We start from the raw sequence: 13,288 nt of genomic DNA, 5'->3' as shown, positions 1-13,288 counted from the left end.
GTGTCCCCGTGCCGACCGAACCCTGGCTGTCCCGCACGCCCGCGCCGGAGGCCGCCGCCCGTGTCTTCTGCTTCCCGTTTCCCGGGCTCGGAGCCTCCGCCTACCGGCACTGGCCGGACCGGATCGCCGACGCCGAACTCTGCCGTGTCCAGCCGCCGGGCCGGGAGGCGCGCCGGGGCGAGGAGCACTACGGCACGTACGAGGCGTTCGCGGCGCGGGCCGCCGATGCACTGCTGCCCCTGCTCGACCGGCCCTTCGCCCTGCTCGGCCACAGCACCGGCGCCCTGCAGGCCTTCGCGCTCACCGTGCACCTGGTCAGACGGGAACTTCCGCTGCCGCAAAGGCTGTTCGTCTCCGGTCAGGTGGCGCCGCACCACGGCCCCTGGGGTCCGCTGCTGCGCATGAGCGACGCCCAGCTCGTCACCGAGATCGGCAGGCTCACGCGCGCCATGGGCGGCGTCGAGTCCCTCGGCACCATCCGCGCGGGACTGCCCGTGCTGCGGGCCGACGTCACCGCCGCCCAGCGCTACAGCGTCCAGCTCCCGGTGCCGCTGCCCGTCGGCGTGCACGCCATCGGCTGGCGCGACGACGACCAGGTGCCGCCGGAGCGCATGGCGGGCTGGGCGGCCTGCTCCGCGCGGGGCGCCTTCCGGAGCGTGACCCTGCCCGGCGGCCACCATGCCTTCCTCGACCCGCCGCCCCGGCTGCTGGCCGAACTCGCCCACGAGATTGACCGGTTCACCGGTGACAGTGACCAGCATCACATCGACGAACTGTCGCAGCGACGCGCCGTCGCCCGTCCTGAAGTCACCCATCGTTCCCGGGCAGCCGGGGCCTGATTCCTGGAGTAGTCATGCAAGTTCTCGTTGCCGGAGGGACCGGCGTCATCGGCCGGCAGCTGGTGCCGCTGCTGCGTTCGGCGGGCCACGACGTGGTCGTGCTCTCCCGTCCCGGACGCAGCGCGACGGCCGCCGACCGGCTCGGCGCGAAGGTCGTCGAAGCGGACGCGCTGGATCGCGCCGCGGTCGCCAAGGCGCTGCGCTCCGCCGCCCCCGAGGCCATCGTCAACATGCTCACGGCCATCCCGGCCGAGATCAATCCGCGCCGCCTGGCCAAGGACTTCGAACTGACCAACCGGCTGCGCACGGAGGGCACCCGCAACCTCCTCGATGTCGCCCGCGACATCGGCGTACGACGCGTCGTCGCCCAGGGGCTCGCCTACGCCTACGAACCGGGCGGCAGCGGCCCCGCCGACGAGGAGGCGCCGCTGTGGAAGAACCCGCCCAAGCAGTTCGTGCCGGTACTCGGCGCCCTGCGTGACCTGGAGCGGCAGACGCTGCTCGCCGAGGGTGCCGTGCTGCGCCTCGGGCACCTCTACGGGCCGGGCACGATCTACGCCCAGGACGGCTCCTTCGTCCAGCAGGTGCGGGCGGGCAAGGTCCCACTGGTCGGCGGCGGCACCGCCACCTTCTCCTTCACCCACACCCGGGACGCGGCCGCCGCGGTGGTCGCGGCGCTCAACTCCGACTACAGCGGTGTGCTCAACGTCGTCGACGACGAGCCGGCGTCGATGAACGTGTGGCTGCCCGAACTCGCCGACATCCTCGGCGCCCGCAAGCCCAAGGGCGCGCCCGCCGCGCTCGCCAGGATGGCCGTCGGCGGCTGGGGCGTTGCCTTCATGACGCAGCTGCGCGGCGCGGACAACTCCCGCGCCAAGCTCCAGCTCGACTGGACTCCGCGGTACCCGACCTGGCGTACCGGCTTCACCGCGGAGCTGAGCAGCACCGCGTCGCCCGCGGCGGCCTGAACGGAGCCGGGAAGGCGGGGCCCGGCCGGTCCGACGGCGGTCGGGAAGGCCGGGCCCCGTGGGTGACGGCGGCGGCGGGGCGCCTCACGCGACACCGAGACGCACCGCGCCGTCCAGCCGGATCACCTCTCCGTTGAGCATCGGGTTCTCCACCACGTGGGTGACCAGCGAGGCGAACTCGTCGGGCCGGCCCATGCGCCTGGGGTGCGGCGTCTGTCCCACCAGCGAGGCCCGCATGTCGTCCCGCAGCCCCGCGACCATCGGGGTCTCGAACAGGCCGGGCGCCACGGTGACCACCCGGACGGCGTGCTTGGCCAGGTCCCGGGCGAGTGGCAGCGTCATCCCGGTGACACCGGCCTTGGACGCGGCGTAGGCGGCCTGCCCGGCCATCCCGTCGAAGGCCGCGATGGACGCCGTGCACACGATCACGCCCCGGTCGCCGTCCTGCGGCTCGTTGCCCGCCATCGCGGCGGCCGCCAGCCGTACGACGTTGAAGGTGCCGAGCAGGTTGACGCGCACGACCTCCTCGAACTCGGCGGCAGGCAGCGGGCCCCCGCGGCCGAGGACCCGGCCGGTGCGGGCCGAGCCCGCGCAGTTGACGGCGATGCCGAGCCGGCCCCGCCGCGCAGCCTCGGCGACCGCCGCCTCGACGTCCTCCTCGCGGGAGACGTCGCCCTGCACGAACCCGATGTCGTGACCGAGCTCGGCCGCCGCCTTCGCGCCCCGCTCGGCGGAGCGGCCGGTCAGCACGACCTGGGCGCCCGCGGCGAGCAGCCGCCGGGCCAGGGCGAGTCCCAGGCCCGAGGTGCCGCCCGTGATGAGGGCGACGTTCCCTTCGATGTTCATGACTCCTCGTCTCGTCGAGTACGTCTCTCGCGCCGCGTCCGGCGTGTCCGGTCGATGGGTGCGGTGGTCAGTGCCCCCGGAAGGAAGCGTGCCTGCGTTCGACGAACGCGGCGATGCCCTCGGCCGCGTCGAGCGTGCCCGCGGTGGCCCGCAGGGTCGTCGACTCGTCCTCCAGATGTTCGGCCAGCGCCCGGCGCGAGGCGGCGCGCAGCAGCCGCCCGCTCTCCCCGAAGGCGCGGGTGGGACCCGCGGCGAGCTGCTCGGCGACCTGCCGTGCCCGCTCGGCGAGTTGCCCGGCCGGCACGACCTCGGTGCACAGACCCCACTCGACGGCCTCCTCGGCCTCCAGCACATGGCCGAGCATCGTCATCCGCTGCGCCCGGCGCAGTCCCACGAGCTGGGGGAGCTGGTGGCTGGTGGCGGCGTCGGGGGTGAGCCCGAGCGCCGCGTACGCGGAGCGGAAGGTCGAGCCCTCCTCGGTGAGCAGCACGTCCGCGAGGCTGGCGACCCCGAGGCCGGCGCCCGCCACATGGCCGCCTGCCGCCACCACGAGCGGGGCGTCGTTCGCGACCAGCCGGGCGAGCGCGGCGTGCAGGTGGCTGGTCACCTCCAGGAGGTGACCGGGGATGTCCGGCTGGGCGCGGAAGCTCTTCAGGTCGCCGCCGACGCAGAAGTGCGGGCCGGCACCGGTGAGCAGCACGCACCGGGCGCGAGCCACCGGCTCCAGGTGCACCGCGTCCAGCAGATCGCGGGCGAGTGGGAGGTCGATGGCGTTGCGCCGCTCGGGACGGTTCAGCAGGATGTGGGCCACCCCGCCGCCCCAGGCGACCTGGATGGTGCGGAACTCCCGGCTCCCGACCGGGAGTTCGATGGCAGTGGTGACCGTCATCTCAGGCACCCAGCAGGAAGTCGTCTTCCGCGGCCCAGCGCACGACAGTGCCGCCGTGGCTCATGCCGGCGCCGAAGGAGACGAGCACCACGTTGTCGCCCGGCTTGACCCGCCCGGCGTCGATCGCGTCGCGCAGGGCCAGCGGAACACCCGCGCCCGAGGTGTTGCCGTACCGCTCGACCGTGGTGAACGTACGCTCCGCCGGGAGGCCGATCTTGTCCATCAGGGCGTGGATCATGTGGTAGTTGGCCTGGTGGAAGATGATCAGGTCGATGTCCTCGACCGTCATGCCCTCGGCCTTCACCAGCTGCTCGACGAAGCCGGGAATGTGCTCCAGGGCGAAGTCGCGCACCGAACGGCCGTGCATGTAGGAGTAGTTGTTGCCGAACGCCGACAGCTTGGGGGTGCCGTCCGGCCAGGTGCGGTCCTCGCGCTTGACGTACGCGGTGTGGTACGAGCTCGGGTCGCTGGCCAGCAGCGCCGAACCGACGCCCGTGCCGGGAGCGGTCGGCTCCAGCAGGTAGCAGGCGGCACCGTCGCCGAAGATGACGCCGACCGTGCGGTCCTCCGGGTCGAAGAGCTTGGTGTTGACGTCGGCGAGCACGACCGCGACACGGCGATAGTCACCGGACTTCACGAACTTGGCACCCACGTCGAGGGCGAAGACGCCGCCCGGGCAGCCGCCGCTGTTCACGTCGAAGCCGGGCACTCCCTGGACGCCGGCCTTGCGCATGATGGCCACGGCCGCGGCCGGGATCATGTGGTCCGGGGTGTAGGTCCCGCAGATGACCAGGTCGAGCGAGTCCGGGCTGACCCCCGCACGCTCGCAGGCGTCGAGGAGGGCGGCGGCGCCGAGGTCGGACGTCCACTCGTCCGGGGCGGACCAGCGCCGTTCCTTGATGCCGATGAACTTGCTGATCCACTCGTCGGTCGTGTCGAGCAGCTGCTCCAGCTCGGCGTTGGTGACCACCCGGTCCGGGATGCGGCCCCCGACGGCCTTGATGCCGACGCCGTGCGAGGTCTTCTTGGTGAGTTCCATCGGACGTGACTCCTGTGAGGCTGAGTACGGATGAAGGCTTGTGCGGCGGAGAAGGGGAAGCGGTGCCGGGCCGGGCGCGGCTCGCGTGGAGCCGCGCCCCTGCCTGCGGAACGGCCTTGGCCTTCTGGGCTCTCGGCCTTCCGGCTCGTCCTTTTGGGAGGCTTTCCGGATTTCCTTGCCGCACCAATAGATTCGCGCATCCCGCCGTATTCGGTAATGCACTTCCGGGGTGCTCGGTCGGGGTACCCGAACGGGTAGGGTCCGGTCGCCTGACAAAGCCGCCCGGAAAACGGGAAAGGGCGTGCCGTCGAGGCGGCACGCCCTGTTCCCCGGTGTACGGTCTACGCCGGTTGCGCGGCTCTGATCAGGCCTTCCTTGAGTGCCAGCGCGACCGCGAGCGTTCTGTTGGGGGCGTTCAACTTCGCCAGGAGATTGGTGACATGACGTTTTATGCCGTGCTCGGAAATGTCGAGTCGGCGTGCTATCTGCTTATTGCTCAGACCCTCGGCCAGAAAATGCAGGACCTCCTCCTCGCGGGGTGTGATGGAAATGCGCCGCGAGGGCCTGTGCTCCGGCCTTCGCCGGGAACGCGACATGAGATTGCGGGCGAGTGCGGGCGGCAGCGGAATGTCACCCGCGTTCATCTGGTCCACCGCCTCACGGAGCTTGTCGACGGTCACCTCCGCTTGCATCAGGAAGCCGTGCGCGGCGAGCACCGTCTCCTCGTCGAGGACGTCGAGGTCCGGGCCCTCCAGCAGGATCAGCGCCCGCGCACCCTGCCGCACCGCCCCGCGCACCAGGCCGGCGGTGTCCGGGCCCGAGCCCAGGCACAGCACGATGTCCGGCCGTTGCGCGGGGAGCAGCGCCATTGCCTCGGACGCCTTGCCGCAGGCCCACACCGACCCCATGGCGGGGATGCTCTTGAGCATGGAGCGGACGCCGTGGCTGAGCAGTTCGTGGTCGATCACGACCAGCGCGGTGGCCCCGAGGGTGCTCAACGTGCCACCCCCGCGTAGCCCTTGGCCACCGTGGCGACTCGCCGGCCCAGATGCCGGGCGGTCTCCGTGTCGGCCTTGGTGACGGCCTCCGGGCCCTCGTCGGTGTTGGCCTGGGCGCCGGCGCCGAGCGTGATCCCGAGACGGTTGAGGTCGTGCTCGGAGCCCGTCGACGAGCACCAGCCCGGCGTCAGGTCCAGGTTGATCCAGTGCATGCCGTGCTGCGAGGCGAGGATCGAGAAGTACTGCAAGGTGTGCAGCTTGTCGCCGTTCATCGCGCCCGCCACGGTGAACCCCGAGGCGAGCTTGTCCTTCCAGGCACGTGCCGCCCACCGCTTCGACGTCGACTCGGCGAAGACGTGGAAGGCGGCGGACGCGGTGCCCATGTAGGTGGGCGCGCCGAAGACGATCGCGTCCGCGGCGTCGAGGGCGGCCCACTCCTCATCGGTGATGCCGTCCACCGCGATCAGCACGGCGTCGGCACCCGCGTCGGCCACGCCGTCGCGCACCGCCTCCGCGAGGACCGTGGTGTGCCCGAACCCGGAGTGGTAGGCGATGGCGACCGTGGTACCCATGTGCGTACTCCAATGAGAGGTCAGTCCGGGGCGACGGGGGTGAACGCGAGCGCGAGTTCGGTACGCAGCCGTTCCAGGTCCCCTGCGTGCCCGTGCGCCGCGACGTGTCCGTCCGGTCGGATCAGGTGGTAGCCCGCCCGCCGGCAGCCGGTGAGCGGTGCGGCCCGCTCCTTGCGCAGCCGTACCACCCTCAACCGCGGGTGCCCGTGCGCGCATTGCTCTGCCGCGGCGAGTACGTCAGGTCCGGTGACCGCCAGCGTCCAGGCGTTCGGGTCCGCGCCGGGGCCGGATATCCCGTGCTCCACGGCGAGCGGCCGCGGGAAGACGGAACCGGGCCTGAGAGCGCGCCGGCCGCAGCCGCGCCTGCCCGACGGCACCTGGCTGTCCCGCTCGGGCCGGTAGGCCAGCCTGCGCCCCGCCATCACCGGTGCGTACAGCCGGGACACCAGCCCGGTGCGGTCGAGCAGCCTGAACGCGGCGTCGCGGGCCACCACTTTCGGCCGGCTCCCCGCCATCCACGCCCGGGTCTGCAGATCCGTGTCCCGCACGATGCGACGGGTCGCCTCCGCGCGCTCCGGGCCGTAGCTCAGCAGGAGGTCGGCCGGGGAGGTGCCGTGCACGACCGCGGCCAGCTTCCAGGCGAGGTTGTGCGCGTCCTGGAGACCGTTGTTCATGCCCTGACCGCCGGCCGGACTGTGCACGTGCGCCGCGTCGCCCATCAGGAAGACCCGCCCGCGCTGGAAGTCCGTGGCGTGCCGCGCGTGCACCCTGAACACCGTCTGCCACACGGGCTCCGTGATCCGCACCCCGCGCGGGCCCCGCTCGTCGAGGATCCGCTGCATCATCGCGACGGTGACCTCGCCGCCGCCCGCCGGCATCACCGACAGGAACCGGAAGACGCCGTCCGGCATCGGCACGATCACCAGCGTGCCCGACGGTGCCTGGTAGTACAGCACCCGGTTCGTCGGCAGCTCGCCCTCGATCCGCGTGTCGATCAGCGCGAACGCCATCTCGTACGTACTGCCCTGGAAGCCGATGCCGAGCTGGCCGCGGACCGAGCTGCCCGCCCCGTCCGCACCGATCACCCACGGCACGTGGGTGCGCTCCAGCGTGCCGTCCGGGTGCTCCAGCAGTGCGGTCACACCGTCGGTGGCGTCGATCCGCCCGGAGAAGTCCACACCGTCCAGGCACAGCAGGCGTACACCGCGCTCCACCTTGCCACCCAGCTCGTGCAGCCGGGCGGTGAGCAGGCTCTCCGTCACGGGCTGCGGGAGGGTGCGCGAGGCCAGGTCCTCGGCGAAGCCGAACGTGGCCAGCGGGCGCCCGTCGGAGAAGTAGGAGAAGGCGTCGATGCGGTTGGACGCCCGCCTCAACTCCTCGCCCACACCCAGGTCTTCGAGGATGTCCATGGCGCGCGGCCACAGCGACAGCGCCTTCGGCACGGCCATGGGCTCCTCGGCCCGGTCGACGATCCGCACCCGTACGCCCCGCCTGAGCAGTTCGCAGGCGGCCAGCAGGCCGGTGGGGCCGCCGCCGACGACGAGGACGTCGACGTCGGCCCGCACCACGGACCGCGCGCTCACGTCTGCTCCTGGAGCCGGCGTGCGAGCTCGATCCGCTGCACCTTCATCGTGGCCGTGCGCGGCAGCTCGCTCAGCGGCAGCTGCACGGGGGCGGCGAGCTGCGGGTAGTCCGCGGCGGCCGCGCGCCAGCGCTCGGGGTCCAGCGGCAGATCCTTGCGGGTGCTGACCACCGGCACCGGCTCCTGGCGTGGGCCCGGCACCAGGACCAGCTCGGTCAGCTCGGGGAGCTTGGCGAGGACCGCGTCCTCCACCTCCAGGGTGCTGTGCACGCCCGGAATGTGGTCGACCTCGCGGTCCAGCAGGTGCAGACAGCCCCACTTGCTGCGGTAGCCGATGTCCATCCCGCGCCACCAGTCGCCGATCGCCTGCTTCTCGAAGCGCTCCTTCTCCCCGTAGTACGTCACCGCGCGGCCGGGGGTGTACACGTCGATGTAGCCGGGGTTGGCCTTCGAGGGGTGCTTGCCCCCGCGGCCGGTCAGCCGGAACTTGGTGATGCCCGGCATGGCGTAGCCGAGGCAGCGGCCGTTGGCCTTGTGGGCGTTCCTGCGTGTGTAGCCGCGGCCGACCAGCGGGCCGCACTCGCTCTGTCCGTAGATCTGGAAGAACAGGGGCGAGCGCCGCTCGGAGGCCTTGAGCAGCCGGTCCATCGTGCCCGGGTGGATCGCGTCGAACGTGCTGCTGAAGTACTTGACGTTGGCGAACGGCCGGCGCGGGTCGTCGGCGATCTCCTCCCACTCCAGGAAGGAGTTGGGGTGGGTCTCCAGGAAGCCCGGCCTGGTCCGCGCGAACAGTTCGGCGGTGCGCTCCGGGTCACCGTGCTCCATGAGCACGACGGGGAAGGCGCGCGGCAGCAGCACCGCCATCGCCAGGAACATCCGCGAGTGCACGAACGAGACGTGCACGGCGACCGTCTCCCGCTTGCGGATCAGCCCGGCGAGGCGGTTCTGCGGACGGAACCGGCCGCGCAGCGTGCGGGCCGAGTGCACGACAAGCTTCGGCAGCCCCGTGGTGCCGGACGTGTGGGTCATCAGCGCGGGCCGGTCGGGGTCGTTGAACACCGGCTTCTGCCGGGGGGCACCCGCGAGGTCGGTCAGCGAGACCGTACCCGCGCGGTGCCCGGCGGCCAGCACGATCCGTTCGGTCAGCCCGTCCAGCGGGACGTCCGCGAGCGAGCCGTCGAGCTTCGCCGTGTCCGTCACCAGATACGGCCGCTTCAGCCGCCCCAGCAGCGCGGCGACGCTCTTGCCGGGCAGCGCGGGGGACAGCATCACCGGCACGGCGCCGATGCGGGACGCCCCGCTGGCCAGGATGTAGATGTCGAAGTTGGACGTCTTGTGGAGGGCGACGTGGGCGCCGGGCCGGACACCGGCGGCCCACAGCCGGGCCGCCATGTCGTCCACGTGCTCGGCCAGGGCGGCCACCGTGAACTCCCGGCCCGTACCGGGCAGGACGTCCAGGTCGTGGTCGAGCGTCAGCGGTGTGCCGGCGTTCTTGGCCGCCGCATGCTCGGCGACCACGCCGAGATACAGCCCACTGCGCCGTACAGGGATCCGGGGCATTGCTGTCTCTCCTCGATTGCCTCGATTGCCGGTCGGGACTGCCCGCGACTACTGGGCGGACTTCTGGGCGGGCGCGGCCTGCTGGGCGGCCGGAGCGGTCGCGAAGCGCTCCCGCAGGAACTGGGCGTCCTCGGGCTGGATGGTCAGCTTGAAGGCGTCCCGCAGGGTCTCGACGACCTCGTCCGCGGTCAGCTCCGCGTGCTCGAGACGGCCGTCGGGGTACTGCGTGGTCAGGACCTGGTTCTTCAGCACGAGTCGGGTCTTGTCGTCGCCGCGCTGCGCGATCAGGTGGCTGAGCCCGCCCGGCGGCATGAACACCGACCGCGGGTCCGCGTACGAGAAGTGGTTGACCATGTCGAAGTCGAGGAAGTAGTGCGGCTCCAGCTGCCAGGCATACACGTCGAACCAGCCGTCGGCGTGCAGGCTCTGCAGCACCCAGTCCTCACCGTCGCGCTGCAGACGCCAGGTCCAGTCGCCGACGGTCACGGAGGCGTCGTGCGTGAACGGCAGCGGCTCCAGCGGGCTCTCGTCGCCGAAGCCGGGGTCGGCGAACCAGAGCGCGCCCTCGACCTCCACCAGCAGGACGGCGTGGGAGCGGGTACGGACGGTCCGGGTGCCGCGGCGCACCCGGGCGAGGTGGCGCACCAGCGGGAAGCCCAGCCGGTCGAGGGCCGCCGCGAACAGCAGGTTGCTCTCCAGGCAGCAGCCGCCCTGGCCGCGGCCCACGATCTTCTCCTGCACGCTCTCGATGTCGAGCGCGATGCGCCGGCCCACGGCCGAGTCCACGATCTCCCAGCTGATGGCGTCGGCGTGCGCGCGGTGGAGCCGGCGCAGGGTCTCCAGGGTGGGGGTGCGCGGCCCGTCGTATCCGATACGGGCCAAGTAGGCGTCGAGATCGAGCAGTTCCGTCTGCCACTCCGGGTCGGAACCGGGCGGCATGGGAAGGACGCTGCTAGCCATCGGGCAAACCTCTCTTCGAAACACGGGAAGGCATCTGTGAGCTCCACCGGGGAGCTCTGGACGCGTTGTCGGCCGACGACGCACTGGCGAGTCTGCGCGGGCCCGGCGACGGGTGGGAGGACGGCCGGCGCAGTCCGTCAGATGCCCGGGAAGTCAGTCAGGTCGCCTTCGCGCGGGGACGGTTGCGGCCTGGTGGGGGAGGGCGGCGGGCGGCCGTGCGGGGCGGTGGTCCGGGCCGACGGATGGCGCTGTTCGAGCCGGTGGGGGCGGGGCGGTGGGAGCGGGCCGCCGGGGACCGGGCCGATCCGCAGGCTCGGGCCTGCGGCCGGCGGCCGGATCGGCGGGTTCCGGCCGACGGCGGCCCGGCCGGGGGCGCCCGACCTGGTTAGGTGGACGCCATGACTGCGATCCGACTGCTGCTCGTGGACGACGACCCCCTGGTGAGAGCCGGTCTGTCCCTCATGCTGGGCGGTGCCGACGACATCGAGATCGTCGGCGAGGCGGCCGACGGCGGCGAGGTGGAGGCCCTCGTCGACCGCACCCGGCCCGACGTCGTCCTGATGGACATCCGGATGCCGACGGTCGACGGACTCACCGCCACGCAAAGGCTCCGCGGCCGCGAGGAATCGCCCCAGGTGATCGTGCTGACCACCTTTCACGCCGACGAACAGGTGCTGCGGGCGCTGGGCGCGGGGGCGGCCGGATTCGTCCTGAAGGACACCCCGCCGGCCGAGATCCTTCAGGCGGTGCGGCGCGTGGCGGCCGGCGACCCGGTGCTGTCGCCCACGGTGACCCGCCAGTTGATCGAGCACGCGGCGGGCTCCACGCTCGACGCCCGCCGGTCCGCGGCCCGTACCCGGATCGCGGTCCTGAACGACCGCGAGCGCGAGGTGGCCGTCGCCGTGGGACAGGGCGGCTCCAACGCGGAGATCGCCGGAGAGCTGTTCATGAGCGTCGCCACCGTCAAGACCCACGTCTCCCGCATCCTCGCCAAGCTCGGCCTCAACAACCGTGTGCAGATCGCCCTGCTGACGTACGACGCCGGGCTGCTCGAGGACAACGGGAAGTGACGGCTGCGCGGCACGACGGCACGACGGCACGACGGCATGACGGCATGACGGCATGACTGCCCACGGTCCCCGGCCGCCGGTCCCCGGTCGACGGGACGAAGGCGCATCGGTCCGGGCCTCCGCGCCTGCCGGGCACCGATCGCCGGCCGTTGTCGTTGAACAGGGGGACAGGGGACGGGGGAAGGAGCAGAGATGATCGATCTCGGGGAGTTCGGGAAGCGGTTCACCGAGGACCCGCATCCCGTGTACGCCGAGCTGCGCCGGCGCGGACCGGTGCACCGGGTACGGCTGCCGGGCTCCGACGCGCATCACGAGACCTGGCTCGTCGTCGGTCACGAGGAGGCACGCGCGGCACTCGCCGACCCGCGACTGGCCAAGGACGGGCAGAAGATCGGGCTCACGTTCCTCGACGAGGAGCTGATCGGCAAGTACCTGCTCGTCGCGGACCCGCCGCAGCACACACGCCTGCGCGCCCTCGTCGCACGCGAGTTCACGACGCGCCGGGTGGAGACGCTCCGGCCGCGCGTCCAGGAGATCACCGACGAGCTGCTCGACGCGATGCTGCCGTGCGGGCGGGCCGACCTCGTGGCGTCGTTCGCCCACCCGCTGCCGCTGACCGTGATCTGCGAACTGCTCGGGGTGCCGGAGATGGACCGGGCCGCATTCCGCGAGATGTCCACCGAGGCGGTCGCGCCCACCAGCGCGGAGAGCGAGTACGACGCGTTCGTCCGCCTGGCCGACTACCTCACCGGGCTGATCGAGGACAAGCGGTGCGCCGCGCCGGGCGACGACCTGCTCAGCGGCCTGATCCGCACCACCGCGGAGGACGGCGACCGGCTGTCCCCGGAGGAACTGCGCGGCATGGCCTTCGTCCTGCTCATCGCCGGTCACGAGACGACGGTCAACCTCCTGTCGAGCGGGGTGCGCGCACTGCTCACCCACCCCGGCGAACTCGCCGCGCTGCGCGCCGACATGACACTTCTCGACGGTGCTGTGGAGGAGATGCTGCGCTACGAGGGACCGGTGGAGAACGCGACGTTCCGGTTCGCCGTCGAGCCGCTCGACATCGGCGGCACACCGATCGGGGCCGGTGACCCGGTGATGATCGGCCTCACCGCCGCCGACCGCGACGGCACGCGCTTCACGGCGCCCGACCGCTTCGACATCCGGCGCGACACCCGCGGCCATGTCGCCTTCGGACACGGCATCCACTACTGTCTGGGCGCGCCGCTGGCCCGGCTGGAGGCGCGTGTGGCGCTGCGCTCGCTCCTGGAGCGCTGCCCGGACCTGGCGCTCGACGGACCGCCCGGCGGCTGGCTGCCCGGCATGCTGATGCGGGGCGTGCGCAGCCTGCCGGTGCGCTGGTGAGCGGCCCGATGCCGTCCGACGAGGGGCGCGCGAGCGGACCCCGGCCGCGAGAGGAGCGTCGCCCGTGCTGCGTACGGCCGAGATCACCGCGGAGCTGAGCCGCGAGGAGCGGCGCGGTGAGGACTCCCATCAGCTGTACTGGCGCGGCACGCTGGAGTGCTCGCTGGACTGCTTCGTCTGTGAGCGGGTCGGCCGTACGACCGTCTTCGAGCGCGGCGCCGAGCGGGCGTTGTGCTCGGGCAGCCGCAGCGGCTTCGCGCGCCACTACACGGCCGCGCGGCTCGCCGCTTTCGACACCACGAGCGGCCGGGACCGCATGGGGGTGCGGGCCGTGGTCGACTTCTGGTGGGCGCCCTTCACGGACAGCCGCGACGGCCACAGGTCCGCGGCGCCCACCAGCCATCCCTGGGTCCGGCTGCATCTCGGCTACCACTGCCCGCGCGCCAAGGAGTCGGGCACCGCGAGCGTCCAGACCAACCTGGTGCGGCCGCACGAACTGACGTGCAAGCACTGCGACCGCGAACTCGCGGCCGACACCCGGAGCCCGTCGGTGCGCCTGCTGGTGTGAGACACCACCGCGCCGGGCGCCGCGTTGGT

Annotated in this window: 13 protein-coding genes; 5 read left to right on the top strand and 8 right to left on the bottom strand. The window is 72.3% G+C overall.

Translation table 11 applies throughout. From position 1 onward, the window contains the following. Positions 1-8 precede the first annotated feature (8 nt). Together H305_RS45530 and H305_RS0111795 are read left to right on the top strand one after the other, a co-directional pair. The gene (locus H305_RS45530) at positions 9-839 is read left to right on the top strand and encodes a thioesterase II family protein (RefSeq protein ID WP_063611314.1); all 831 of its coding nucleotides are present in this window, start codon (positions 9-11) and stop codon (positions 837-839) included. Between the two features lie 14 nt (positions 840-853). Next, a complete protein-coding gene (locus H305_RS0111795) occupies positions 854-1,807 on the top strand; it encodes an NAD-dependent epimerase/dehydratase family protein (RefSeq protein WP_028800560.1) in 954 nt (317 codons plus the stop codon). A gap of 84 nt (positions 1,808-1,891) precedes the next feature. Here the strand turns inward: H305_RS0111795 and H305_RS0111790 are convergent, their stop codons facing one another. The 8 genes from H305_RS0111790 to H305_RS45515 form a co-directional block, all read right to left on the bottom strand. Then, positions 1,892-2,653: an SDR family NAD(P)-dependent oxidoreductase gene (locus H305_RS0111790; protein WP_028800559.1), complete on the bottom strand. Its 762-nt coding sequence runs from the start codon at positions 2,651-2,653 to the stop codon at positions 1,892-1,894. Between the two features lie 67 nt (positions 2,654-2,720). Further along, the gene (locus tag H305_RS0111785; protein ID WP_051370532.1) at positions 2,721-3,542 is read right to left on the bottom strand and encodes an enoyl-CoA hydratase/isomerase family protein; all 822 of its coding nucleotides are present in this window, start codon (positions 3,540-3,542) and stop codon (positions 2,721-2,723) included. A gap of 1 nt (position 3,543) precedes the next feature. Beyond that, positions 3,544-4,581, bottom strand: coding sequence for a 3-oxoacyl-ACP synthase III family protein (locus H305_RS45525; RefSeq protein WP_037763554.1), 1,038 nt, complete (start codon positions 4,579-4,581; stop codon positions 3,544-3,546). Between the two features lie 341 nt (positions 4,582-4,922). Next, a complete protein-coding gene (locus tag H305_RS45520; RefSeq protein WP_051370531.1) occupies positions 4,923-5,579 on the bottom strand; it encodes a LuxR C-terminal-related transcriptional regulator in 657 nt (218 codons plus the stop codon). Further along, positions 5,576-6,151: a flavodoxin family protein gene (locus tag H305_RS0111770; RefSeq protein ID WP_028800557.1), complete on the bottom strand. Its 576-nt coding sequence runs from the start codon at positions 6,149-6,151 to the stop codon at positions 5,576-5,578. Before H305_RS0111770 ends, H305_RS45520 begins: the two co-directional genes overlap by 4 nt. 20 nt (positions 6,152-6,171) lie before the next feature. Next, positions 6,172-7,734: an FAD-dependent monooxygenase gene (locus tag H305_RS0111765; protein WP_028800556.1), complete on the bottom strand. Its 1,563-nt coding sequence runs from the start codon at positions 7,732-7,734 to the stop codon at positions 6,172-6,174. Further along, positions 7,731-9,293, bottom strand: a complete 1,563-nt coding sequence (locus H305_RS0111760; RefSeq protein WP_028800555.1) for an AMP-binding protein — start codon at positions 9,291-9,293, stop codon at positions 7,731-7,733. The genes H305_RS0111765 and H305_RS0111760 overlap by 4 nt, the downstream gene beginning before the upstream one ends. A 48-nt stretch (positions 9,294-9,341) precedes the next feature. After that, positions 9,342-10,253: an arylamine N-acetyltransferase family protein gene (locus H305_RS45515; protein WP_078628999.1), complete on the bottom strand. Its 912-nt coding sequence runs from the start codon at positions 10,251-10,253 to the stop codon at positions 9,342-9,344. A 398-nt stretch (positions 10,254-10,651) separates the two neighbouring features. Here H305_RS45515 and H305_RS0111750 point away from each other — a divergent pair, with 398 nt between their 5' ends. From H305_RS0111750 to H305_RS0111740, 3 genes are all read left to right on the top strand, one after another. Beyond that, positions 10,652-11,323 carry a response regulator gene (locus H305_RS0111750; protein ID WP_028800554.1) on the top strand — a complete coding sequence of 224 codons (672 nt, stop codon included), beginning with the start codon at positions 10,652-10,654 and terminating at the stop codon, positions 11,321-11,323. A gap of 192 nt (positions 11,324-11,515) precedes the next feature. Next, positions 11,516-12,691 carry a cytochrome P450 family protein gene (locus tag H305_RS0111745; RefSeq protein ID WP_028800553.1) on the top strand — a complete coding sequence of 392 codons (1,176 nt, stop codon included), beginning with the start codon at positions 11,516-11,518 and terminating at the stop codon, positions 12,689-12,691. A gap of 64 nt (positions 12,692-12,755) precedes the next feature. Continuing rightward, positions 12,756-13,259, top strand: coding sequence for a hypothetical protein (locus H305_RS0111740; RefSeq protein ID WP_028800552.1), 504 nt, complete (start codon positions 12,756-12,758; stop codon positions 13,257-13,259). Positions 13,260-13,288: the final 29 nt, after the last annotated feature.

Source organism: Streptomyces sp. 142MFCol3.1, assembly GCF_000424945.1.
In the GTDB taxonomy this organism is placed as follows: Bacteria; Actinomycetota; Actinomycetes; order Streptomycetales; family Streptomycetaceae; genus Streptomyces; species Streptomyces siamensis.
Note: the sequence above shows the minus strand (reverse complement) of the source record. Positions and strands in the feature narration are given on the sequence as shown.